The organism is Nocardioides sp. P4_G4 (assembly GCF_056401085.1).
Map to the genome: position 1 here is coordinate 19062 of NZ_JBFUKA010000038.1, position 20332 is coordinate 39393.

General features: G+C 69.5%; 31 protein-coding genes. 25 read left to right on the plus strand and 6 right to left on the minus strand.

The window, feature by feature from the left end:
* Positions 1-11 precede the first annotated feature (11 nt).
* Genes AC1DQF_RS10565 through AC1DQF_RS10580 form a run of 4 tightly spaced genes read right to left on the minus strand, consistent with a single transcriptional unit; the run spans position 12 to position 3779 of the window.
* Complete coding sequence (locus AC1DQF_RS10565) at positions 12-992, minus strand: AAA family ATPase (RefSeq protein ID WP_477525183.1); 981 nt, start codon at positions 990-992, stop codon at positions 12-14.
* Positions 989-2107 (minus strand): DUF4350 domain-containing protein, encoded by a 1119-nt coding sequence (locus AC1DQF_RS10570; protein WP_477525184.1) that lies wholly within the window; start codon positions 2105-2107, stop codon positions 989-991. The genes AC1DQF_RS10565 and AC1DQF_RS10570 overlap by 4 nt, the downstream gene beginning before the upstream one ends.
* Positions 2104-2718, minus strand: coding sequence for a DUF4129 domain-containing protein (locus AC1DQF_RS10575; RefSeq protein ID WP_477525185.1), 615 nt, complete (start codon positions 2716-2718; stop codon positions 2104-2106). The genes AC1DQF_RS10570 and AC1DQF_RS10575 overlap by 4 nt, the downstream gene beginning before the upstream one ends.
* Positions 2715-3779: a hypothetical protein gene (locus AC1DQF_RS10580; RefSeq protein ID WP_477525186.1), complete on the minus strand. Its 1065-nt coding sequence runs from the start codon at positions 3777-3779 to the stop codon at positions 2715-2717. Before AC1DQF_RS10580 ends, AC1DQF_RS10575 begins: the two co-directional genes overlap by 4 nt.
* A gap of 487 nt (positions 3780-4266) precedes the next feature.
* On the opposite strand from AC1DQF_RS10580, the gene rpsJ reads away from it, so the two are divergent.
* The 25 genes from rpsJ to AC1DQF_RS10705 all read left to right on the plus strand — a co-directional run bounded on the left by rpsJ (position 4267) and on the right by AC1DQF_RS10705 (position 18067).
* On the plus strand, positions 4267-4575 hold the full coding sequence (gene rpsJ, locus AC1DQF_RS10585) for a 30S ribosomal protein S10 (RefSeq protein WP_007078637.1): 309 nt from the start codon (positions 4267-4269) through the stop codon (positions 4573-4575).
* Between the two features lie 10 nt (positions 4576-4585).
* Positions 4586-5251: a 50S ribosomal protein L3 gene (gene rplC / locus AC1DQF_RS10590; protein ID WP_477525187.1), complete on the plus strand. Its 666-nt coding sequence runs from the start codon at positions 4586-4588 to the stop codon at positions 5249-5251.
* Positions 5252-5253: 2 nt separating this feature from the next.
* A complete protein-coding gene (gene rplD, locus AC1DQF_RS10595; protein ID WP_477525188.1) occupies positions 5254-5883 on the plus strand; it encodes a 50S ribosomal protein L4 in 630 nt (209 codons plus the stop codon).
* The gene (gene rplW / locus AC1DQF_RS10600) at positions 5880-6182 is read left to right on the plus strand and encodes a 50S ribosomal protein L23 (RefSeq protein WP_056887115.1); all 303 of its coding nucleotides are present in this window, start codon (positions 5880-5882) and stop codon (positions 6180-6182) included. The genes rplD and rplW overlap by 4 nt, the downstream gene beginning before the upstream one ends.
* 24 nt (positions 6183-6206) lie before the next feature.
* On the plus strand, positions 6207-7043 hold the full coding sequence (gene rplB, locus AC1DQF_RS10605; protein WP_477525189.1) for a 50S ribosomal protein L2: 837 nt from the start codon (positions 6207-6209) through the stop codon (positions 7041-7043).
* A gap of 5 nt (positions 7044-7048) precedes the next feature.
* The gene (gene rpsS, locus AC1DQF_RS10610; protein WP_166317100.1) at positions 7049-7330 is read left to right on the plus strand and encodes a 30S ribosomal protein S19; all 282 of its coding nucleotides are present in this window, start codon (positions 7049-7051) and stop codon (positions 7328-7330) included.
* The gene (rplV, locus tag AC1DQF_RS10615; RefSeq protein WP_477525190.1) at positions 7327-7764 is read left to right on the plus strand and encodes a 50S ribosomal protein L22; all 438 of its coding nucleotides are present in this window, start codon (positions 7327-7329) and stop codon (positions 7762-7764) included. The genes rpsS and rplV overlap by 4 nt, the downstream gene beginning before the upstream one ends.
* Positions 7764-8603 (plus strand): 30S ribosomal protein S3, encoded by an 840-nt coding sequence (gene rpsC / locus AC1DQF_RS10620; protein ID WP_477525191.1) that lies wholly within the window; start codon positions 7764-7766, stop codon positions 8601-8603. The genes rplV and rpsC overlap by 1 nt, the downstream gene beginning before the upstream one ends.
* Before the next feature lie 5 nt (positions 8604-8608).
* Positions 8609-9028: a 50S ribosomal protein L16 gene (gene rplP, locus AC1DQF_RS10625; protein WP_107771905.1), complete on the plus strand. Its 420-nt coding sequence runs from the start codon at positions 8609-8611 to the stop codon at positions 9026-9028.
* Positions 9028-9276: a 50S ribosomal protein L29 gene (gene rpmC, locus AC1DQF_RS10630; RefSeq protein ID WP_056927022.1), complete on the plus strand. Its 249-nt coding sequence runs from the start codon at positions 9028-9030 to the stop codon at positions 9274-9276. Before rplP ends, rpmC begins: the two co-directional genes overlap by 1 nt.
* A complete protein-coding gene (gene rpsQ / locus AC1DQF_RS10635; RefSeq protein ID WP_477525192.1) occupies positions 9273-9548 on the plus strand; it encodes a 30S ribosomal protein S17 in 276 nt (91 codons plus the stop codon). The genes rpmC and rpsQ overlap by 4 nt, the downstream gene beginning before the upstream one ends.
* A gap of 117 nt (positions 9549-9665) precedes the next feature.
* A complete protein-coding gene (gene rplN, locus AC1DQF_RS10640) occupies positions 9666-10034 on the plus strand; it encodes a 50S ribosomal protein L14 (protein ID WP_056887123.1) in 369 nt (122 codons plus the stop codon).
* A gap of 3 nt (positions 10035-10037) precedes the next feature.
* Entirely contained in the window at positions 10038-10391 is a 354-nt protein-coding gene (rplX, locus tag AC1DQF_RS10645; RefSeq protein WP_477525193.1) for a 50S ribosomal protein L24, read from the plus strand.
* Position 10392: 1 nt separating this feature from the next.
* Positions 10393-10959, plus strand: a complete 567-nt coding sequence (gene rplE, locus AC1DQF_RS10650; protein ID WP_477525194.1) for a 50S ribosomal protein L5 — start codon at positions 10393-10395, stop codon at positions 10957-10959.
* Position 10960: 1 nt separating this feature from the next.
* Positions 10961-11146, plus strand: coding sequence for a type Z 30S ribosomal protein S14 (locus AC1DQF_RS10655; protein ID WP_011757321.1), 186 nt, complete (start codon positions 10961-10963; stop codon positions 11144-11146).
* A gap of 94 nt (positions 11147-11240) precedes the next feature.
* Complete coding sequence (rpsH, locus tag AC1DQF_RS10660) at positions 11241-11648, plus strand: 30S ribosomal protein S8 (protein WP_056927026.1); 408 nt, start codon at positions 11241-11243, stop codon at positions 11646-11648.
* A gap of 37 nt (positions 11649-11685) precedes the next feature.
* Positions 11686-12225, plus strand: coding sequence for a 50S ribosomal protein L6 (gene rplF, locus AC1DQF_RS10665; protein ID WP_477525195.1), 540 nt, complete (start codon positions 11686-11688; stop codon positions 12223-12225).
* Positions 12226-12227: 2 nt separating this feature from the next.
* Positions 12228-12611, plus strand: coding sequence for a 50S ribosomal protein L18 (gene rplR / locus AC1DQF_RS10670; protein ID WP_477525196.1), 384 nt, complete (start codon positions 12228-12230; stop codon positions 12609-12611).
* A gap of 37 nt (positions 12612-12648) precedes the next feature.
* Positions 12649-13290, plus strand: coding sequence for a 30S ribosomal protein S5 (rpsE, locus tag AC1DQF_RS10675; protein WP_477525197.1), 642 nt, complete (start codon positions 12649-12651; stop codon positions 13288-13290).
* Positions 13290-13472 carry a 50S ribosomal protein L30 gene (gene rpmD / locus AC1DQF_RS10680; RefSeq protein ID WP_056887130.1) on the plus strand — a complete coding sequence of 61 codons (183 nt, stop codon included), beginning with the start codon at positions 13290-13292 and terminating at the stop codon, positions 13470-13472. The genes rpsE and rpmD overlap by 1 nt, the downstream gene beginning before the upstream one ends.
* On the plus strand, positions 13472-13912 hold the full coding sequence (gene rplO, locus AC1DQF_RS10685) for a 50S ribosomal protein L15 (protein WP_477525198.1): 441 nt from the start codon (positions 13472-13474) through the stop codon (positions 13910-13912). The genes rpmD and rplO overlap by 1 nt, the downstream gene beginning before the upstream one ends.
* A 200-nt stretch (positions 13913-14112) precedes the next feature.
* Positions 14113-15408: a preprotein translocase subunit SecY gene (gene secY / locus AC1DQF_RS10690; protein ID WP_477525199.1), complete on the plus strand. Its 1296-nt coding sequence runs from the start codon at positions 14113-14115 to the stop codon at positions 15406-15408.
* A complete protein-coding gene (locus AC1DQF_RS10695; RefSeq protein ID WP_477525200.1) occupies positions 15408-15983 on the plus strand; it encodes an adenylate kinase in 576 nt (191 codons plus the stop codon). The genes secY and AC1DQF_RS10695 overlap by 1 nt, the downstream gene beginning before the upstream one ends.
* 14 nt (positions 15984-15997) lie before the next feature.
* A complete protein-coding gene (map, locus tag AC1DQF_RS10700; protein WP_477525201.1) occupies positions 15998-16819 on the plus strand; it encodes a type I methionyl aminopeptidase in 822 nt (273 codons plus the stop codon).
* Positions 16820-17041: 222 nt separating this feature from the next.
* Positions 17042-18067 (plus strand): TerC family protein, encoded by a 1026-nt coding sequence (locus AC1DQF_RS10705; protein WP_477525202.1) that lies wholly within the window; start codon positions 17042-17044, stop codon positions 18065-18067.
* A 43-nt stretch (positions 18068-18110) separates the two neighbouring features.
* Here AC1DQF_RS10705 and AC1DQF_RS10710 read toward each other — a convergent pair whose 3' ends face one another.
* Positions 18111-19529, minus strand: coding sequence for a serine/threonine-protein kinase (locus AC1DQF_RS10710; RefSeq protein WP_477525203.1), 1419 nt, complete (start codon positions 19527-19529; stop codon positions 18111-18113).
* On the minus strand, positions 19526-20332 hold an 807-nt coding region (locus tag AC1DQF_RS10715; protein ID WP_477525204.1), incomplete at its 5' end, for an FHA domain-containing protein. The genes AC1DQF_RS10715 and AC1DQF_RS10710, both read right to left, overlap by 4 nt.

Below are 20332 nucleotides of genomic sequence, written 5' to 3' on the forward strand. Positions count from 1 at the left end.
GGCGGCCGTCGTCAGCGCGGCACCGCGACCGAGCCGAGCGCGGAGGCGAGCACCGCGTCGACGTCGACGCCCTCGAGCTCGGCCTCGGGGCGCAGGCCGAGGCGGTGCACGAGCGTGGCGTGGGCGAGGGCCTTCACGTCGTCGGGGGTCACGAAGTCGCGCCCGGTCAGCCACGCCCACGCCCTCGCCGCCCGGAGCAGCGCGGTGGCACCGCGCGGGGACACCCCGAGCGAGAGCGACGGCGACTCGCGGGTGGYGCGGGCGATGTCGACGACGTACCCGGTGACCTCCGCGGAGACCTGCACCTCGCGGACCGCGGCCTGCCCGGCGACGATGTCCGCCGGCCCGGCGACGGCAACGACGCCGGAGGCCGCGATGTCGCGGGGGTCGAAGCCGGCGGCGTGGCGGCGCAGGATCTCCAGCTCGGCTTCCCGGTCGGGGATCGGCAGCACCAGCTTGAGCAGGAAGCGGTCCAGCTGCGCCTCGGGCAGGGGGTAGGTGCCCTCGTACTCGACCGGGTTCTGGGTGGCGGCGACGAGGAAGGGCGAGGGCAGGGGCCGGGACACGCCGTCCACGGAGACCTGGCCCTCCTCCATGGCCTCGAGCAGGGCGGACTGCGTCTTGGGGGGCGTCCGATTGATCTCGTCGGCCAGCAGCAGGTGGGTGAACAGCGGACCCTCGCGGAACGCGAGCTCCCCGGCGCGTCCCTCGATGACCATCGACCCGGTGATGTCGCCGGGCATCAGGTCGGGAGTGAACTGGACCCGTTTCGTGCCGACGTCGAGGGCCGCGGCCAGGGTGCGCACCAGCAGTGTCTTGGCCACCCCGGGCACGCCTTCCAGCAGCACGTGCCCGCCGCACAGCAGTGCGACGAGCAGCCCCGACACGGCCGCGTCCTGGCCGACGACCGCCTTGGCCACCTCGCTGCGGACGGCGGCCAGCCGGGCGCGGGCCTCCTCGGCCCCCGTGGGTCCGATGGGTGCTGCGGTCATGTGGCACGTACCTCTCTGTCGAGCTCGGCCAGCGAGCCGGCCAGGTGGATGAGTTCGTCGTCGGTGCGGGGTGGGGGAGCTGTGTCGTCGAGCAGGGCGGCCACCTCGTCGGTGCGGCGGCCCAGGGCACGTGCCACGTCGCGCACCAGCGTGTCCGTGTCGTGGACGGGCAGCCGGAGGTGGTCGGCGGCCGCCGACCGGCTGCGCTGCCGAAGCGCCCGTACGGCGTGCTCCCGGTCGCCAGCGTCCCGGTAGAGCCGACCCCGCGCATGGGTGGTCTCGAGGGCCCGGACGGTCACCGGGAGGGGCTCGGTGGCGAGCGGACCGAGGCGTCGGCCGCGCCACCAGGCCACCGCCACCATGGTCAGGCCGGTCAGCCAGACGGCCGGCAGCAGCCACGGAGGAAGCAGGCTGCGCAGGCTCACGCCGTCGTCCGCACCGAGGTCGGCCAGGTCAGGGACGTACCAGACCAGCCGGTCCTGCTGGCCCAGGAGCCGCAGCGCGACGGTGGCGTTGTCGGCCCGCAGGACCTGCTCGTTCTCCAGGACGCCGGGCGCGCCGAGGAGCAGCAGCCCGTCGTCCGCCGAGGCGAGCCACCAGCCGCCCGGGCCGCCGAAGCAGCCGGCGGTGGTGGGCCACGCGGTCGCCCGGTCCACGTCCACGGCGAGGCCGCGCAGGACGTCGAGCCCGGCGTCGGTGCAGGCGGCCGCACGGGGGCCGCCCGGGACGGTGGTCGAGCCGTCCACGTCGATCCCCAGCGCGTCGACCGCTCCGGGCCCTGGGTCGGCGACCACGACGGTGGCTGCGGCCGCGTGCGCCAGCAGCCGCCGGGCCGTGCTGCGCCCGAGGTTGTCGGGGGAGGTGACGAGCACCGTGGTGCCGCCGTCGACGGGCGTGTCCTCGAGGGCGGCGGCCGAGCGGACCACCTCGACCTCCACGCCCTGGTCGGCGAGCACCCGGGCCACCGCCTGCGCCCCGGTGCCCTCGGGGTTGTCGGGGTCGTGGGTTCCTGTCGTGCGGGCGCCGCTGCCGAGCAGCACCGCCACCAGCAGGGTGACCAGGGTGCCGGCGCCGATGAGCGCGCCCGCGCGGTGCCGCTGCCACCAGCGCCTCACCGGGCACGCGCCAGCTCGTCGTCGAGCGCCAGCACCGACCGGGCCTGCTCGGCGGTGGCCGACCGGTCGCCGTACAGCACCAGGTCGAAGAGCCGGGCGCCCTCGTCCACCTGCTCCTCGCGGCCGGGGTGCAGTGCCCGCAGCGCCAGGCCCAGCTCGTGCGCGGTGGCTCCCGGGGCGTCGTCGAGCAGACCGAGCTCCACCTGGCGCACGGCCAGCGCCCGGAAGCCGTCGACCAGCGCCGTGCCGTGGTCCCCGGCGGAGCAGGCCGACTCGGCCCGCGAGCGCCACTCGTCCGCCGTGAGCGTCCCGTCCGGGACCGCGGGCGTCGTGGCCTGCTGGACGGCGCGGGTGGCCCGGGTGCGCGTCACCAGCCAGAGCAGGACCAGGACCAGCCCCAGACCCACGAGCATCGCGAAGAAGGTGGTGAGCGGCGGTGCCGACGAGGCGGCGTCGAGCGTGCGGAGGATCGCGCGCCGCAGCTCCGCCAGCAGCCGTCCCAGGACGTCGTCCTCGCGGTAGTCGGGGCGCAGCAGCTCACGGCGCAGCAGCGATCGCCCCTCGTCCGGAGCGGGGACGAGGGGCGGCTCCGTGAGCAACCGCCGGATCACGTGCCGAGGATCYCGGCCTGCTGCATGAGGGTGATGTCGTGGCCCTCCGTGCGCATCCGCAGGTCGAGGTACTGCAGGGCCGTCACGGCCGTCGTGAAGGGGGCCACGAAGGCGGCGGTCACCACCGAGGCGATCGCCTGGCCGACGATCACGACGAGCACGCCAGACTCGCTGGGCAGGCCCCCCAGCAGCGCCCCCTGGGCGAGGAAGCCGAACGGGATGGCCAGCACCGCCCCGGCTGCCTGTGCGACGACCACCGTGAGCAGGGCGATGCCGAAGGTGCGCCAGAACGCGCCCCGGGTCAACCGGTAGCCGCGACCGATGGCCCCGAAGACCCCGACCGGCTCGAGCATCAGGGCGGGCACCGGGAGGTAGTAGAGGCGCACCCAGAACCACACGAGGAACGACAGGAAGAGCGGGACACTGACGAGGCCGTAGACGACCGGCCCCTCCCACCCGTCCGCGGCCAGCACGACCGGGAGCCAGGTCAGCGCGTAGAGCACGAAGAGCAGCACCAGCGCCAGCCCGAGGGTGACCGTCAGCCCCACGAGCCGCCAGCGCTTGCCGCGCGTGGCCGTCCAGGCCTGCTCGAGGGTGAGCCGGCGGCCGATCGCGGCGGCGGCCACCACGTGCGCGATCATGCCGCCGACCAGGATCAGCCCGATGGTCTGGAGCACCGACCCCAGCCCCAGGGACCCGATCGAGCCGACGAGGCCCGAGACGTCGCCAGCCACGTCGCCCGTGTCGTCGACCGTCAGCGAGAGATCGAGGGCCAGGGTGAGGAACGCCGTCACGACGACCGGGATCGCCATCGCCACGGCCGCGACCAGGACGGCGGAACCGACGGTGGCCGTGGGGTTGAAGCGGATGATGCGGAAGGCCGCGTCGTACATGTCCGACAGCGACAGCGGACGCAGTGGCACCGCGCCGGGCTTGTGGGCGGCCCCGAGCATCCCCGGCGGCGGGGCCGGCGACCACGACGGGTGGGGGGACGACGGAGCGCTGCCCGCCGGTGGCGGCTGCGGCCGGGAGGACCCGGGCGGCGGGAACTGCTCGGTCATCGGACCCCCGTCTCGTGAGTGGCCCAATCCTGTCAGGTCCCGGTGCGCGCCGTCCGGCGTACGGTCCTCGAGTGCTCTCCGGAGCCCGGCGTCGGTCCGATTTGGCGCACCTGCGGATCTCTGCCAAGATATCCAGGTTGCTCCGACGGGTCCCACCAGACCAGCTGCGCGGATGCGGCACCACATTGATCACTGAATCGCGTCTCCCGGATCGACCTCAGTGCTCTGCGTGCGCCGCACCGGCTCGGTCATCTGGAGGGGACGCGATGAGCCCGACGAACCGGTCGGGTGCCACCCGCAACACCATCGAGACTCGCGTCTCGTGTCGCCCGAAAGATAGGCGACACGCCCGACCGCGGGGGTCGGCGGAGGGGTGGTGGAGAGACAGGCGGTGCGGCCTCACCCGACGAGGCCGTGTCGTGAAAACAGGACCGAACGCGGTACCTCCCTGGCGGGGGTACGAGATCGATAAGGACGAGAGAGACCTATGGCGGGACAGAAGATCCGCATCAGGCTCAAGGCCTATGACCACGAGGTGATCGACACCTCGGCGCGCAAGATCGTGGACACCGTCACCCGCACGGGTGCGAAGGTCGCCGGCCCGGTGCCGCTGCCGACCGAGAAGAACGTGTTCTGCGTCATCCGCTCGCCGCACAAGTACAAGGACTCGCGCGAGCACTTCGAGATGCGCACCCACAAGCGCCTCATCGACATCATCGACCCCACGCCGAAGACTGTCGACTCGCTCATGCGCCTCGACCTGCCTGCCGGTGTCGACATCGAGATCAAGCTCTGAGGTATCTGCGATGACCGGAACTTTTGAACGCAATGTCAAGGGACTGCTGGGCACCAAGCTCGGCATGACCCAGCTCTGGGACGAGAACAACATCGTCGTCCCCGTGACCGTGATCGCTGCGGCGACCAACGTCGTGACCCAGGTCCGCTCGCCCGAGGTGGATGGCTACAACGCCATCCAGGTCTCGTTCGGCGAGATCGAGGCCCGCAAGGTCAACAAGCCTGAGGCCGGCCACTTCGGCAAGGCCGGGGTGACCCCGCGTCGTCACGTCGTGGAGATCCGCACCGCCGACGCCGCGTCGTACTCCGTGGGCCAGGAGCTCTCTCCCGAGCTCTTCGCGGCCGGCGACGAGATCGACGTGACCGGCACCAGCAAGGGCAAGGGCTTCGCCGGAACCATGAAGCGTCACGGCTTCTCCGGTGTCGGTGCCTCCCACGGTGCCCACCGCAACCACCGCAAGCCGGGCTCGATCGGTGCCTGCGCCACGCCGGGTCGTGTCTTCAAGGGCACGCGCATGTCGGGGCGCATGGGTAATGACACCGTCACGACCCAGAACGTCACGGTCCACGCCGTCGACGCCGAGAAGGGCCTGATCCTGCTGAAGGGTGCCGTTCCCGGCCCCCGCGGCGGCCTCGTGGTCATCCGCTCGGCTGCCAAGCAGACGCAGGAGGCCTGAGCATGGCTGTCAAGACCGTCAAGGTTGACTTCCCCGCCGACATCTTCGGCGTCGAGATCAACGTCCCCCTGATCCACCAGGTTGTGGTGGCCCAGCAGGCTGCGGCCCGCCAGGGCACCCACAGCACCAAGCGTCGTGGGGAGGTGCGCGGTGGTGGCCGCAAGCCCTACAAGCAGAAGGGCACCGGCCGCGCCCGTCAGGGCTCGACCCGCGCTCCCCAGTTCGCCGGTGGTGGCGTCGTGCACGGCCCCAAGCCGCGCGACTACGACCAGCGCACGCCCAAGAAGATGAAGGCCGCCGCCCTGCGCGGTGCCCTCTCGGACCGGGCCCGCAACGGTCGCATCCACGTCGTGGACGGCCTGGTCTCCGGTGACAAGCCGTCGACCAAGCTCGCCCTCACCTCGCTGGCCACGCTCAGCGACCGGGTGCGCTTCCTCGTGGTGCTCGAGCGCTCCGACGCGCTGACCTGGCTCTCGCTGCGCAACGCGCAGCAGGTGCACATCGTCGCCGTCGACCAGCTCAACACCTACGACGTGCTGGCTTCCGACGACGTGGTCTTCACGCAGGGCGCCTACGACGCCTTCGTGAACGGCACCGCGAGCAGCTCCCAGGCCCAGGAGGACGACAAGTGAGCACCCTGCACAAGGACCACCGCGACATCCTGATCGCGCCGGTCGTCTCCGAGAAGAGCTACGGGCTCCTCGACGCCAACAAGTACACCTTCATCGTCCGTCCGGACGCCAACAAGACCGAGATCAAGATCGCGGTCGAGAAGGTCTTCAACGTCAAGGTGACCTCGGTCAACACGATCAACCGCCAGGGCAAGACCCGCCGCACCCGCACCGGGCTCGGCAAGCGCGCCAACACCAAGCGCGCCATCGTCAGCCTGGCTGAGGGTCACCGCATCGACATCTTCGGCCAGGTCGGCTGACCGCCGGAATAGGACTGATCACACATGGCAATCCGCAAGTACAAGCCGACCACCCCGGGCCGTCGCGGCTCCTCGGTGGCCGACTTCGTCGAGATCACCCGGACCACGCCGGAGAAGTCGCTGACGCGTCCGCTGCCCAAGAAGGGCGGCCGCAACAACCAGGGCCGGATCACCACCCGGCACCAGGGTGGCGGTCACAAGCGGGCCTACCGCATCATCGACTTCCGTCGCTATGACAAGGACGGCGTGCCGGCCAAGGTCGCTCACATCGAGTACGACCCCAACCGCACCGCGCGCATCGCGCTGCTGCACTACGCCGACGGCGAGAAGCGCTACATCGTGGCGCCGAAGGACCTGACGCAGGGCACCGCGGTCGAGTCGGGCCCCAACGCCGACATCAAGCCGGGCAACAACCTGCCGCTGCGCAACATCCCCGTCGGTACGACGATCCACTGTGTGGAGCTGCGTCCCGGCGGCGGTGCGAAGATCGCCCGCTCGGCCGGCAACTCCGCCCAGCTCGTCGCCCGTGAGGGCAGCCGCGCCACGCTCCGCATGCCTTCGGGCGAGATGCGGTACGTCGACGTGCGCTGCCGCGCCACGGTGGGCGAGGTCGGCAACGCCGAGCAGTCGAACATCAACTGGGGCAAGGCCGGCCGCATGCGCTGGAAGGGCAAGCGCCCGACCGTCCGTGGTGTCGTCATGAACCCGGTCGACCACCCGCACGGTGGTGGTGAGGGCAAGACGTCCGGTGGTCGCCACCCGGTGTCGCCCTGGGGACAGCCGGAGGGCCGCACGCGCAAGCGCAAGGCGTCCGACTCCCAGATCATTCGTCGTCGCAAGTCCGGCAAGGGTAGGAAGTAACCGACATGCCTCGCAGCCTGAAGAAGGGCCCCTTCATCGACGACCACCTTCAGAAGAAGGTGGACGCCGAGAACGAGAAGGGCAGCCACAACGTCATCAAGACCTGGTCGCGCCGGTCGATGATCGTGCCCGACATGATCGGCCACACCATCGCCGTGCACGACGGTCGCAAGCACGTTCCCGTGTTCGTCACCGACTCGATGGTCGGTCACAAGCTCGGTGAGTTCGCACCGACCCGCACCTACAAGGGTCACGTCAAGGAAGACCGGAAGGGGAAGCGTCGATGAGTGTCACCGAGCGCAGGCGCACGAGCGCCCGCCGCGAGACCCTGCTGGGTGACCAGCCGGGTGCCTACGCGGCCGCCCGCTACGTGCGCATCACCCCCATGAAGGCTCGCCGTGTCGTCGACATGGTCCGCGGTCTTCCCGTTGACGAGGCCCTGGCCCTGCTGCAGTTCGCGCCGCAGGCCGCCTCCGAGACCGTCTACAAGGTGCTGGAGAGCGCCGTCGCCAACGCCGGCACCACCGAGGGCCTCGCCACCGACGACCTGGTCGTCTCGGTCGCGATGGTCGACGAGGGTCCGACGATGAAGCGCTGGCGTCCGCGTGCGCAGGGTCGAGCGACCCGCATCAACAAGCGCACCAGCCACATCACTCTCGCGGTGCAGCCGGCCGAGGTCGTCGCTGCCAAGTCCGTGAAGAAGAATGGAAGGGGTGCCTGATGGGCCAGAAGATCAACCCGAACGGGTTCCGTCTCGGCATCTCGACCGACCACAAGAGCCGTTGGTACGCCGACAAGCTCTACAAGTCGTACGTCGGCGAGGACGTCGCGATCCGCAAGCTGCTCTCCAAGGGCATGGAGCRGGCCGGCATCTCGAAGGTGGAGATCGAGCGCACCCGTGACCGCGTGCGGGTCGACATCCACACCGCGCGTCCCGGCATCGTCATCGGTCGCCGTGGCGCCGAGGCCGACCGCATCCGCGGCGAGCTCGAGAAGCTCACCGGCAAGCAGGTGCAGCTCAACATCCTCGAGGTCAAGCAGCCCGAGATCGACGCCCAGCTCGTCGCCCAGGGAGTTGCCGAGCAGCTCGCCGGTCGCGTGCAGTTCCGTCGTGCCATGCGCAAGGCCATGCAGACCTCGATGCGCTCCGGTGCCAAGGGCATCCGGATCCAGTGCTCGGGTCGTCTCAACGGCGCCGAGATGTCGCGCACCGAGTTCTACCGCGAGGGCCGCGTCCCGCTGCACACGCTGCGTGCCGACATCGACTACGGCTTCTACGAGGCCAAGACCACCTTCGGCCGCATCGGCGTGAAGGTCTGGATCTACAAGGGCGAGGTCGCCGGCACCCGGGCCGAGCGCCAGGCGCAGGCTGCTGCCCGCGCCGGTGCGCCGGGTCGTGGCGGCAGCAACCGTCCCGCCCGTGGCGGCGAGCGTCCGAGCCGTGGCTCGCGCGCCGACCGTCCCACCCGTGGCGACCGCACCGACGCTCCCGCGACCGAGGCTCCGGCCGAGGCGACCGCGGGCGCCGGCGAGGCCGCTCCCACCGGACAGGAGAGCTGACCACCATGCTGATGCCCCGTCGTGTCAAGCACCGCAAGCAGCACCACCCCAAGCGGACCGGTGCGGCCAAGGGTGGCACGAAGCTCGCCTTCGGCGACTTCGGCATCCAGGCGGTCGAGGGTCACTACGTCACGAACCGACAGATCGAGTCGGCTCGTATCGCCATGACCCGTCACATCAAGCGTGGCGGCAAGGTGTGGATCAACATCTACCCCGACCGTCCGCTGACCAAGAAGCCTGCCGAGACCCGCATGGGTTCCGGTAAGGGTTCCCCCGAGTGGTGGGTTGCCAACGTCAAGCCCGGCCGCGTCATGTTCGAACTTTCCGGTGTCGACGAGGGCACTGCTCGCGAGGCCATGCGCCGCGCGATGCACAAGCTCCCGATGAAGTGCCGGTTCGTCTCCCGCGAGGCAGGTGAATTCTGATGGCAACAAGCAAGCTGAACGCCCACGAGCTCGACGAGCTCAACCCCGTCGATCTCGAGGACAAGCTGCGGGAGGCCAAGGAGGAGCTGTTCAACCTCCGCTTCCAGGCGGCCACCGGCCAGCTCGAGAGCCACGGCCGACTCCGCACGGTCAAGAAGGACATCGCCCGGATCTACACCGTGGTGCGCGAGCGTGAGCTCGGCATCCGCGCCACCCCGGGCACGAGCACTGAAGAGGCAAGCGCATGAGCGAGACCACCGAGAGCACCCCGCGCAACTCGCGCAAGGTCCGCGAGGGCCTGGTTGTGAGCGACAAGATGGACAAGACCATCGTGGTCACCGTCGAGGACCGTGTGAAGCACGCCCTCTACGGCAAGGTCCTGCGCAAGACCTCGCGCCTCAAGGCCCACGACGAGGAGAACCAGTGCGGCATCGGCGACCGGGTCCTGATCATGGAGACCCGTCCGCTGTCGGCCACGAAGCGCTGGCGCCTGGTCGAGGTCCTCGAGAAGGCCAAGTGACCTGAGACCCACCGGCCCCCGGGCCGACGGGCCTCCAGCTCAACGTCCACACATCAGTTCGGCCAGGCTCGCTCCCCGCTGAGGGGCGAGAACCAGCTCGACAACCAGGAGAAATCAATGATCCAGCAGGAGTCGCGACTCAAGGTCGCCGACAACACCGGTGCGAAGGAGATCCTGTGCATCCGTGTTCTCGGTGGCTCGGGCCGTCGCTACGCCGGCATCGGTGACGTCATCGTCGCCACCGTCAAGGACGCGATCCCCGGTGGCAACGTCAAGAAGGGCGACGTCGTCAAGGCCGTCATCGTGCGCACCGTCAAGGAGCGCCGTCGTGCCGACGGTTCCTACATCCGCTTCGACGAGAACGCTGCCGTCATCCTCAAGAACGACGGAGAGCCCCGCGGTACCCGCATCTTCGGCCCCGTCGGTCGCGAGCTGCGCGAGAAGCGCTTCATGAAGATCATCTCGCTCGCCCCGGAGGTGTTGTGAGAGATGGGTAAGAACAGCATGAACATCAAGAAGGGCGACACCGTCAAGGTCATCGCCGGCAAGGACAAGGGTGCCCAGGGCAAGGTCATCACGGTGCTCCGTGAGGAGCAGCGGGTGGTCGTCGAGGGTGTCAACCGCGTCAAGCGCCACACCAAGGCGGTCCAGGGCGGCAACACCGGCGGCATCATCACCGCCGAGGCGCCGATCCACGTCAGCAACGTGATGCTGGTCGAGGGTGACGACGTCACCCGCGTCGGCTTCCGTCGCGACGAGGTCACCAAGCGTCGTCCGGACGGCTCGACGTACTCCGCGGAGCGCTCCGTGCGCATCTCGCGCAAGACCGGGAAGGAGATCTGAGATGACCGAGACCACCGAGAAGGTCACCCCGCGTCTCAAGACCCGCTACCGCGAGGAGATCATCCCCGCGCTGCAGTCCGAGTTCGACATCAAGAACGTCATGCAGGTCCCCGGCCTGACCAAGATCGTGGTCAACATGGGTGTCGGCGAGGCTGCTCGCGACTCCAAGCTGATCGAGGGCGCGATCCGCGACCTCACCGCGATCACCGGTCAGAAGCCGTCGGTGACCAAGGCCCGCAAGTCCATCGCGCAGTTCAAGCTGCGCGAGGGCATGCCGATCGGTGCGCACGTCACGCTGCGCGGCGACCGCATGTGGGAGTTCCTCGACCGCCTGCTCTCGCTGGCGCTGCCCCGCATCCGCGATTTCCGTGGGCTCTCGCCCAAGCAGTTCGACGGCCGCGGCAACTACACCTTCGGTCTGACCGAGCAGGTCATGTTCCACGAGATCGACCAGGACAAGATCGACCGGTCGCGAGGCATGGACATCACCGTCGTGACCACCGCGACCACCGACGACGAGGGTCGCGCGCTGCTCAAGCAGCTCGGCTTCCCGTTCAAGGAGAACTGACATGGCGAAGACTGCGCTCAAGGTCAAGGCCGCCCGCAAGCCCAAGTTCGCGGTGCGCGGCTACACCCGCTGCCAGCGCTGCGGCCGTCCGAAGGCGGTCTACCGCAAGTTCGGGCTCTGCCGCATCTGCCTGCGGGAGATGGCGCACCGGGGCGAGCTGCCCGGCGTGACCAAGTCCTCCTGGTGACCTGTCCTCCTTCCTCACCCCTTCTAAAACGATCGCTGCAGGTCGCGTCTGAGATGCAGACGCGAAACCACGGTGGAGAAAGGGCCTCACGGCCATGACGATGACTGACCCGATCGCAGACATGCTCACGCGTCTGCGCAACGCCAACCAGGCGTTCCACGACGAGGTGTCGATGCCTTACAGCAAGATGAAGGCCGGCCTCGCCGAGATCCTCCAGCAGGAGGGCTACATCACGTCGTTCGACGTCAAGGAGCCTTCCGAGGGCGAGGTCGGCAAGACGCTGACCGTCACCCTGAAGTACGGCCGCAACCGCGAGCGTTCCATCGCTGGCGTGCGCCGCATCAGCAAGCCCGGTCTGCGGGTCTACGCCAAGCACACGGGTCTTCCCAAGGTGCTCGGCGGACTCGGCGTCGCGATCATCTCGACCAGCCAGGGCCTGCTCACCGACCGTCAGGCGAACCAGAAGGGCGTGGGCGGCGAAGTCCTCGCCTACGTCTGGTGACCCCGGACCTCTGAGACCAAGAAGGAGATAGAGAAGCATGTCGCGCATTGGCAAGCTCCCCATCACGGTCCCGTCCGGTGTCGACGTCGCAATCGACGACGCGCTGGTGACCGTCAAGGGCCCCAAGGGCACCCTGAGCCACACCGTGGCCCAGCCCATCACGGTGGCCAACGAGGACGGCGTCCTCCAGGTGACCCGACCCAACGACGAGCGTGAGAGCCGTTCGCTCCACGGTCTGACCCGCACCCTGATCCACAACATGGTCGTTGGTGTGACCGATGGCTACGAGAAGAAGCTCGAGATCGTGGGCGTGGGTTACCGCGTGCTGCCCAAGGGCCCCACGCAGCTCGAGTTCCAGCTCGGCTACAGCCACCCGATCGTGTTCGACGCCCCCGAGGGCATCACGTTCACCACCGAGGGCCCGACCAAGCTCGGCGTCGTCGGCATCGACAAGCAGCTCGTCGGCGAGGTCGCGGCCAAGATCCGCAAGCTGCGGAAGCCGGAGCCCTACAAGGGCAAGGGCGTTCGCTACTCCGGCGAGCACATCCGCCGCAAGGTCGGAAAGGCCGGTAAGTAACCATGGCGATCTCACTGTCCAACAACAAGCACACGGCTGCACGCGTCAAGTCGCGCCTGCGTCGTCAGGTCCGGGGCCGCAAGCGCGTCTCCGGCACCGCGGAGCGCCCGCGCCTCGTCGTCACCAAGTCGGCCAAGCACCTCACGGTGCAGGTCGTCGACGACCTGCAGGGTGCGACGCTCGCCTACGCCTCCACCATGGAGGCCGACGTGCGCGCCGCTCAGGGTGACAAGACCGCCAAGGCCAAGAAGGTCGGCGAGCTGGTTGCCGAGCGTGCCAAGGCCCAGGGTGTCGCCGCAGTCGTCTTCGACCGCGCCGGCAACAAGTACCACGGTCGCATCGCGGCCCTCGCAGACGCCGCCCGTGAGGGCGGACTGTCGTTCTGATCGCCGTCGAACCAGTTTTTCGAAAGAGGAGAATCTCATGAGCGGAGCCCAGCGCGGACAGCGTGGTGGCGAGCGCCAGGGCAACGACCGTCGCGGACGCGACAATGGTCGGGGCCAGGGTGCTGAGAAGACCGCCTACATCGAGCGCGTCGTTGCGATCAACCGAGTCGCCAAGGTCGTGAAGGGTGGTCGTCGCTTCAGCTTCACCGCCCTCGTGATCGTGGGTGACGGCGATGGTCTGGTCGGCGTCGGCTACGGCAAGGCAAAGGAAGTTCCCGCGGCGATCGCCAAGGGTGTCGAGGAGGCCAAGAAGCACTTCTTCAAGGTCCCCCGCATCCAGGGCACCATCCCGCACCCGGTCCAGGGCGAGAAGGCAGCGGGCGTCGTCCTGCTGCGCCCGGCGTCCCCCGGTACCGGCGTCATCGCCGGTGGCCCGGTGCGCGCCGTGCTCGAGTGCGCCGGCATCCACGACGTGCTGAGCAAGTCGCTCGGCTCGTCGAACCAGATCAACATCGTGCACGCGACCGTCGAGGCGCTGCGCATGCTGGAGGAGCCCGAGGCCGTGGCGGCTCGCCGCGGCAAGCGGGTCGAGGACGTCACCCCGGCTGCGATCCTGAAGGCCCGTGAGGCCGGTCGCGAGGAGGCCGCTGCGGCGGCCGCTTCGGGGGTGTCCTCCTGATGGCACAGCTCAAGGTCCAGCAGAAGCGCGGACTGGTCGGTCTCAAGGCCAACCAGCGCGAGACCCTGCGGTCGCTCGGTCTCAAGCGGATCGGCGACGTGGTCGTCAAGGAAGACCGCCCGGAGATCCGGGGCATGGTCAACACAGTCCGTCACCTCGTGACGGTCGAGGAGGTCGACTGATGACGCTCAAGCTGCACCACCTCCGGCCGGCTCCCGGCTCCAAGACCGCCAAGACCCGCGTGGGTCGCGGTGAGGGCTCCAAGGGCAAGACGTCGGGTCGCGGTACCAAGGGCACCAAGGCCCGGTACCAGGTCCCCGTCGCGTTCGAGGGTGGCCAGATGCCGATCCACATGCGGCTCCCCAAGCTGAAGGGGTTCAAGAACCCGTTCAAGGTGGAGTTCCAGGTCGTCAACCTCGACAAGCTGAACGAGCTCTTCCCCCAGGGTGGCGCCGTCTCGGTCGAGGACCTGGTCACCAAGGGCGCGGTCCGCAAGGGCCAGCCCGTCAAGGTGCTCGGCCAGGGCGACATCTCGGTGGCCGTGCAGGTCTCCGCCGATGCGTTCTCGGGCTCCGCCAAGGAGAAGATCGAGGCCGCCGGCGGCACCACCACGGTGCTCTGAGGTCCATCCCTCACGCATGACGTACACAGGCCCGGCCTGGCAGTGGGAACTGTCGGGCCGGGCCTCATCGTTCACCGGGGCATGACTTCGACAGGCGACTGTTAGGCTTCCCCGGGCCTCCACGCAGGTGTGTGGAGGCCTTGTCCGCCGCGACGGGGAACAGACCCTGTCACGGCACCAGTAACCGAAAGGCCGATCCTGTGCTAGGCGCGTTCGCCAACGCTTTCCGCACGCCGGACCTGCGGCGCAAGCTGCTGTTCGTCCTGCTGATCGTCACGATCTTCCGGCTCGGCTCCCAGGTCCCCACGCCGGGCGTCAACGTCGCCAACGTCCAGGCGTGTCTCAGTGACGTCGAGTCCAACGGCCTCTACCAGCTCGTCAACCTGTTCTCGGGTGGCGCACTGCTCCAGCTGACGATCTTCGCGCTGGGGATCATGCCCTACATCACCGCCAGCATCATCCTGCAGCTGCTCGTCGTGGTCATCCCGCGGCTCGAGGCGCTGAAGAAGGAGGGCCAGGCGGGCCAGACGAAGATCACCCAGTACACCCGCTACCTGACGCTGGGCCTCGCGCTGCTGCAGGCGACCGGCATCGTCGCGCTGGCGCGCTCGGGCAACCTGCTCCAGGGGTGCAACCGCGAGCTGCTGCACAGCGACGGGACCGCGACCTTCCTGACCATGGTGCTCACCATGACCGCCGGCACGGCCGTCATCATGTGGCTTGGTGAGCTCATCACCGACCGCGGCATCGGCAACGGCATGTCGATCCTGATCTTCACCCAGGTCGTCGCCACCTTCCCGGGCTCCCTCTGGCAGGTCCAGCAGTCCCAGGGCTGGTGGGTCTTCGGCCTGGTGATGGTCATCGGGCTGGTGCTGGTCGCGGCCGTCATCTTCATCGAGCAGGCACAGCGCCGCATCCCCGTGCAGTACGCCCGGCGGATGGTGGGTCGCAAGATGTTCGGCGGGTCCTCGACGTACATCCCGCTCAAGGTCAACCAGGCCGGCATCATCCCGGTGATCTTCGCGTCCTCGCTGCTCTACCTGCCCGCGATGGCCGTGCAGTTCAACCAGACCAGCTCGTCGCCGGTCATCTCCTGGATCAACCGCTACCTCGTGGGCGGTGACCACCCGCTCTACATGGCGGTCTACTTCTGCCTGATCATCTTCTTCACCTACTTCTACGTCTCGATCACCTTCAACCCCACGGAGGTCGCGGACAACATGAAGAAGTACGGCGGCTTCATCCCCGGGATCCGGGCGGGCAAGCCGACCGAGGACTACCTGTCCTACGTCCTGTCCCGCATCACGTTCCCCGGAGCGCTCTACCTCGGCACCCTCGCGTTGGTGCCCCTGATCGCCTTCGCGCTGATCAACGCGAACCAGAACTTCCCGTTCGGCGGCACCTCGATCCTCATCATGGTGGGTGTCGCGCTGGACACGGTGAAGCAGATCGAGAGCCAGCTCCAGCAGCGCAACTACGAAGGGTTCCTGCGTTAATGAGGCTGATCATCATGGGGCCCCCCGGCGCCGGCAAGGGCACCCAGGCCAAGTTCATCGCCGAGCACTTCGGGATCCCTGCGATCTCCACCGGTGACATCTTCCGCGCCAACGTCTCGCGGGGAACCGAGCTCGGTGTCAAGGCCAAGCGGTACATGGACGCGGGGGAATACGTCCCCGACGAAGTCACCAACCTCATGGTGCGCAACCGCATCGACGAGCCCGACGCCGACCCCGGCTTCATGCTGGACGGCTACCCGCGCACGCTCGCGCAGGTCGAGGAGCTCGACGGGATGATCAAGCACACCGGTCACGCCCTCGACGCGGTCGTGGTGCTGACGGTCGACCGGGAGGAGGTCGTGCAGCGGCTCCTCCAGCGCGCCGAGACCGAGGGTCGTGCCGACGACACCGCTGAGGTCATCCGTCGCCGGCAGGAGATCTACGGCGAGGAGACGGCCCCGCTCATCGAGGTCTACCGCGACCGCGGACTCCTGATCGAGGTCGACGGCCTCGGCGAGGTCGACGAGGTCACCCACCGCATCTTCGACGCGCTCGACGTCGTACCCCAGAGCTGACCCCGGGGCCTGTGGTGTTCGCCAACCGCGGCCTGGAGATCAAGACACCGGCCCAGATCGAGAAGATGCGGGTGAGCGGACTGCTCGTCGGTCGCACCCTCGACCTGCTGCGCGACGCGGCCGCTCCGGGTGTGACCACGGGTGAGCTCGACCGCCTCGCCGAGACCCACATCCGGGACCACGGCGGCATCCCGTCGTTCAAGGGCTACAGCCACCCGCCCTTCCCGGCGACCATCTGCGCCTCGGTCAACGACGAGGTCGTGCACGGCATCCCGGGCGACCGCGTCCTGCGCGACGGCGACGTGGTCTCGATCGACTGCGGGGCCATCGTCGAGGGCTGGCACGGCGACGCCGCGATCACCGTGCCCGTCGGCGAGGTCGTCCCCGAGACCCTGGAGCTGCTCCGGGTCACGGAGGAGGCACTGTGGCGGGGCCTCACGGCCGCCCACCTCGGCGGCCGGGTGAGCGACATCGGCCACGCCATCGAGCACTACGTCCGGGGCGAGGGCCGCTACGGCATCCTCGAGGACTACACCGGCCACGGCATCGGCACCGAGATGCACATGGCCCCCAACGTCCCCAACTACGGCAAGCGCGGCAAGGGGCCCACCCTCGTCGAGGGTCTCGCGCTGGCGGTGGAGCCGATGGTGACGCTGGGGAGCAAGGAGACCGACCTCCTCGAGGACGAGTGGACGGTCGCCACGAGCGACGGCTCCATGGCGGCCCACTTCGAGCACACCTTCACCCTCACCCCGACCGGTGCCTGGGTCCTCACGGCCGTGGACGGAGGCGCTGCGCGCCTCGCCGCGCTCGGCGCGCCGTACGGCGGCCGCTGAGCGGACGGTTCGACCGGGGCAGTCCGTGCGTGACAGACTGTGCCCACCAGGAGGGGAGTATTCCCCCGCGGTGGTGTCGTCAGTACGGCGCGAGTACTTCCTCGCTCCCGGTGCCATCGGCCCCTGCGGCCCACGGCCGCGGAGCGGAAGAGACCTCCGGCTTGACCGCCCGGCGCGGTGCCGGTGCCGTACACCCCCCAACCCCTCCTGAGGAGCAACCTCGTGGACGTACCCACCTGGGTCTGGATCGCCACCTTCGCGGTGACCGTCGTCATCTTCACCTTCGACCTGGCCGTCGTCGGTCGTCGCCCGCACGAGCCGAGCATGAAGGAGTGCGCGACCTACCTGTCGATCTACGTCGGCCTCGCGCTGCTGTTCGGCCTGGGCGTCTGGTACGCCGCGGGCGGCACGTATGCGCTGGAGTTCTACTCCGGCTGGCTGGTCGAGTACTCGCTGTCGATCGACAACCTGTTCATCTTCATCATCATCATGAGCAAGTTCGCGGTGCCGCGGGAGCTGCAGCAGTACGCGCTGATGGTGGGCATCGTGATGGCGCTCGTGATGCGCGCGATCTTCATCTTCGTCGGCGCTGCAGCCATCAACAACTTCAGCTGGGTGTTCTACCTCTTCGGCCTCTTCCTGATCTACACGGCCGTCAAGCTGGCCAAGGAGGGCGCGGAGGACGAGGACGACGAGTTCGAGGAGAACCGCCTCGTCGCGTGGGTGGAGAAGCGCTTCCCCGCCACCAAGGAGTGGCACGGCCGGAGCATCTTCACGCACGAGGACGGCAAGCGCCTCATCACGCCGCTCTTCATCGTGATCATCACCCTCGGCACCACCGACCTGCTCTTCGCCCTGGACTCGATCCCGGCGATCTTCGGGATCACCAAGGAGCCCTACCTGGTGCTCACGGCCAACATCTTCGCGCTGATGGGACTGCGCCAGCTCTACTTCCTCATCGGCGGCCTGCTGCAGCGCCTGATCTACCTGTCCTACGGCCTCGCGTTCCTGCTGGCCTTCATCGGCGTCAAGCTGATCCTGCACGCCATGCACGAGAACGAGCTGCCGTTCATCAACGGCGGCGAGCCCATCTCGTGGGCCCCGGAGATCCCGATCTGGTTGTCGCTGGTGGTGATCGTGGGCACTCTCGCGGTGACCGCCGTGGTCTCGCTGTGGGCCTCGAGCCGGATGTCCTCGCCGGAGCAGGACGCCGCCACGGGCCCGCGCCGCGACTGGGAGGACGACTGACCCCGGTGCTCCACCGCACCCACTGAAGGGCGTCCCCGTCGGCTCAGCCGGCGGGGACGCACTCGTTGCTGGCGGGCGACTCGTCGCCACCGCGCACGAGGCGGACCTCCACGCAGACCTCGTCCGGAGTGCGGACGAGCACCTGGTTGCGCTCGGTGCGCTGGACGCCGCCGGAGTCGAGGCGCTGCCACACCCAGGTGTCACCCGGCTCGAGCTCGTCGCGTGTCTGCCAGCGGAAGACGACGCCGGCCGCGGTCCGGGTGCCCGTGACCGACGGGGCGGAGCCGAGGCCCTGGGGGATCAGGTCGGAGGGGGTGGTCTCCGACGGCGTGGGCGCAGGGGTGCGCACCTCCGGGTCGTCGGACCGCTCGCCGCCCTGCAGCAGGAGCGCGCCCACGGCCGCGGCGACGGCGACGACGCCGGCGACGGCCCACACGATCCCGGCCGCGCCGCGCGGCCGCTCGTCCTCAGCGGCCTCCTGGTCAGCCTGCGCCGACGCGATCCGGCGCGGACCCGACGCGGAGATGACGGTGACGGCCTTCATGACCGTCCGGTCCTCCTCCGGCTCGGGGGCGACCGTGCGCACCGAGGTGTCGGGACGGTCGCCCTCGACGGCCACCGCCGTGCGCGACCATCCCGCGGCGGACTCGATCTGCTGGAGGCTGCGGGCCAGCTCGAGGGCACTCTGGGGCCGGTGCGCGGGCTGCTTGGCCAGGCACTGCTGGAGGAGCCGGTCCAGGGCGGGGGGAACGTCGGGACGCTGGGTGGCCGGGGGAGCGGCGTGCAGGATGCGGGCGCTCAGGGCCCGGGTGGAGTTGTCCCCGGAGGGGATCGAGAACGGCGAGCGGCCCACCAGGAGGTGCCAGATCGTGGCCCCGAGGGAGTAGACGTCCGAGGCGACCGACCCGTTGGACCGGCCGTCGAGCAGCTCGGGGGGCGACCACGGGTAGGAGATCCGGACGTCGCTCTCGCCCTCGATGTCGGCCATGTGGCCCGCGATGCCGAAGTCGGTGAGCGCGGGCTCGTGGTAGGTCGTCACGAGCACGTTGCTCGGCTTGATGTCCCGGTGCAGGATGCCCGAGCGGTGCGCGGTCTCGATCGCGCTGGCCAGCTTGATCCCCGTCGACACGGCGTCGACCACCGGCATCGGGTTGGACCGCACCCGGATGCCGAGGTCGGGCGGCGGGCAGTAGCGCATCACCAGGTAGGGGCGGCCACCGTCCTGGGTCACCCCGGCGGTGATCACCGAGACGATGTAGGGATGGTCGGCGAGCCTCGCCATCGCGTTGGCCTCGGCGGTRAAGAGCTGCTTCTCGCGGTCGTTGAGGGGTACGTCGGGGCGCACGACCTTGACGGCGACGCGCTGTCGCGGCCACTGCTGCTCGTAGAGGAAGACGTCGGCGAACCCACCGCTGCCGAGGTGCTCGATGAACTGGAACCCCGGGATGACCGGCGCGCTCACCGCTCGCCCACCGTGGCCGCCGCCGGGCCGGACTCGAAGCGCACCTCGTAGACCTCCGCGAGGTCCAGCGAGGTGCCGGGCTCGAGGACGTAGGCCTCGCCGGCGCGCATGCGTTCAGGGTCGCGTCCGGGCACGGTGAGCATGGTGCCACCCCGCGAGTCGAGGTCGCGGGCGAGGACCTGCCAGCCGTCCAGCTCGATGTGCAGGTGCATGCGCGAGACGAAGGTGTGGTCGGAGGGCAGGTGCACCAGGTGGGGCCAGTCGCTGGTGCCCTCCAACGGGGCGGGCTTGCGGCCGAGCACGACGCCACGGTCCAGCGGGACGACCTCCCCCGTGGGCAGTCGCAGCCCGCCGAGCGTCGGGCGCGTCACCCGTCGGGGCTCCTGGGGCGCGATGCGTTGGTGGCACACCCGGCACGAGGGGAGCGACGGCGACGTCAGGTGGCCCTGCGGGCAGCTGACCGCGAGCACGGTCTCGAGGGTGCCGTGACGCAGGTGGGACGTGGGGTCGGGTCGGTGGACGGTGGCGCCGTCGTGGTCGTCGGCCTCGGGCGCTGCTGCCGCCGTCGCCTCCGCAACTGCCGGGGGGTGGATGGTCGTGTGGCCGCCCTCGAGGATGCGCTCCATGAACGCCGGGTCGGGCTCGGTGGTGTCGTGCAGGGAACCGGTGTCCTCCGAGGCCGGGGCGGTCGCCCCGACGGGACGTCGCGGCCTCGGCGGCGGCGGGCCCTCGGGCCCGGTCGCGGCCAGGATGGCGGCGGGGATGCCGTCGATCATGCCGGGCGCGGGGGCCGGAGCGGGCAC

What these genes read in the sequence shown, in the direction of transcription:
- rplD (WP_477525188.1), top strand. Translation starts at nt 5,254, where the DNA reads ATGGCTGTCAAGACCGTCAAGGTTGACTTCCCCGCCGACATCTTCGGC.
- rpsJ (WP_007078637.1), top strand. Translation starts at nt 4,267, where the DNA reads ATGGCGGGACAGAAGATCCGCATCAGGCTCAAGGCCTATGACCACGAG.
- rplE (WP_477525194.1), top strand. Translation starts at nt 10,393, where the DNA reads ATGACCGAGACCACCGAGAAGGTCACCCCGCGTCTCAAGACCCGCTAC.
- rplO (WP_477525198.1), top strand. Translation starts at nt 13,472, where the DNA reads ATGACGCTCAAGCTGCACCACCTCCGGCCGGCTCCCGGCTCCAAGACC.
- AC1DQF_RS10655 (WP_011757321.1), top strand. Translation starts at nt 10,961, where the DNA reads ATGGCGAAGACTGCGCTCAAGGTCAAGGCCGCCCGCAAGCCCAAGTTC.
- rpsQ (WP_477525192.1), top strand. Translation starts at nt 9,273, where the DNA reads ATGAGCGAGACCACCGAGAGCACCCCGCGCAACTCGCGCAAGGTCCGC.
- rpmD (WP_056887130.1), top strand. Translation starts at nt 13,290, where the DNA reads ATGGCACAGCTCAAGGTCCAGCAGAAGCGCGGACTGGTCGGTCTCAAG.
- rplN (WP_056887123.1), top strand. Translation starts at nt 9,666, where the DNA reads ATGATCCAGCAGGAGTCGCGACTCAAGGTCGCCGACAACACCGGTGCG.
- rpsE (WP_477525197.1), top strand. Translation starts at nt 12,649, where the DNA reads ATGAGCGGAGCCCAGCGCGGACAGCGTGGTGGCGAGCGCCAGGGCAAC.
- rplC (WP_477525187.1), top strand. Translation starts at nt 4,586, where the DNA reads ATGACCGGAACTTTTGAACGCAATGTCAAGGGACTGCTGGGCACCAAG.
- rpsH (WP_056927026.1), top strand. Translation starts at nt 11,241, where the DNA reads ATGACGATGACTGACCCGATCGCAGACATGCTCACGCGTCTGCGCAAC.
- rplV (WP_477525190.1), top strand. Translation starts at nt 7,327, where the DNA reads ATGAGTGTCACCGAGCGCAGGCGCACGAGCGCCCGCCGCGAGACCCTG.
- rpsS (WP_166317100.1), top strand. Translation starts at nt 7,049, where the DNA reads ATGCCTCGCAGCCTGAAGAAGGGCCCCTTCATCGACGACCACCTTCAG.
- rplP (WP_107771905.1), top strand. Translation starts at nt 8,609, where the DNA reads ATGCTGATGCCCCGTCGTGTCAAGCACCGCAAGCAGCACCACCCCAAG.
- AC1DQF_RS10695 (WP_477525200.1), top strand. Translation starts at nt 15,408, where the DNA reads ATGAGGCTGATCATCATGGGGCCCCCCGGCGCCGGCAAGGGCACCCAG.
- rplR (WP_477525196.1), top strand. Translation starts at nt 12,228, where the DNA reads ATGGCGATCTCACTGTCCAACAACAAGCACACGGCTGCACGCGTCAAG.
- rplB (WP_477525189.1), top strand. Translation starts at nt 6,207, where the DNA reads ATGGCAATCCGCAAGTACAAGCCGACCACCCCGGGCCGTCGCGGCTCC.
- rplX (WP_477525193.1), top strand. Translation starts at nt 10,038, where the DNA reads ATGGGTAAGAACAGCATGAACATCAAGAAGGGCGACACCGTCAAGGTC.
- rpmC (WP_056927022.1), top strand. Translation starts at nt 9,028, where the DNA reads ATGGCAACAAGCAAGCTGAACGCCCACGAGCTCGACGAGCTCAACCCC.
- rplF (WP_477525195.1), top strand. Translation starts at nt 11,686, where the DNA reads ATGTCGCGCATTGGCAAGCTCCCCATCACGGTCCCGTCCGGTGTCGAC.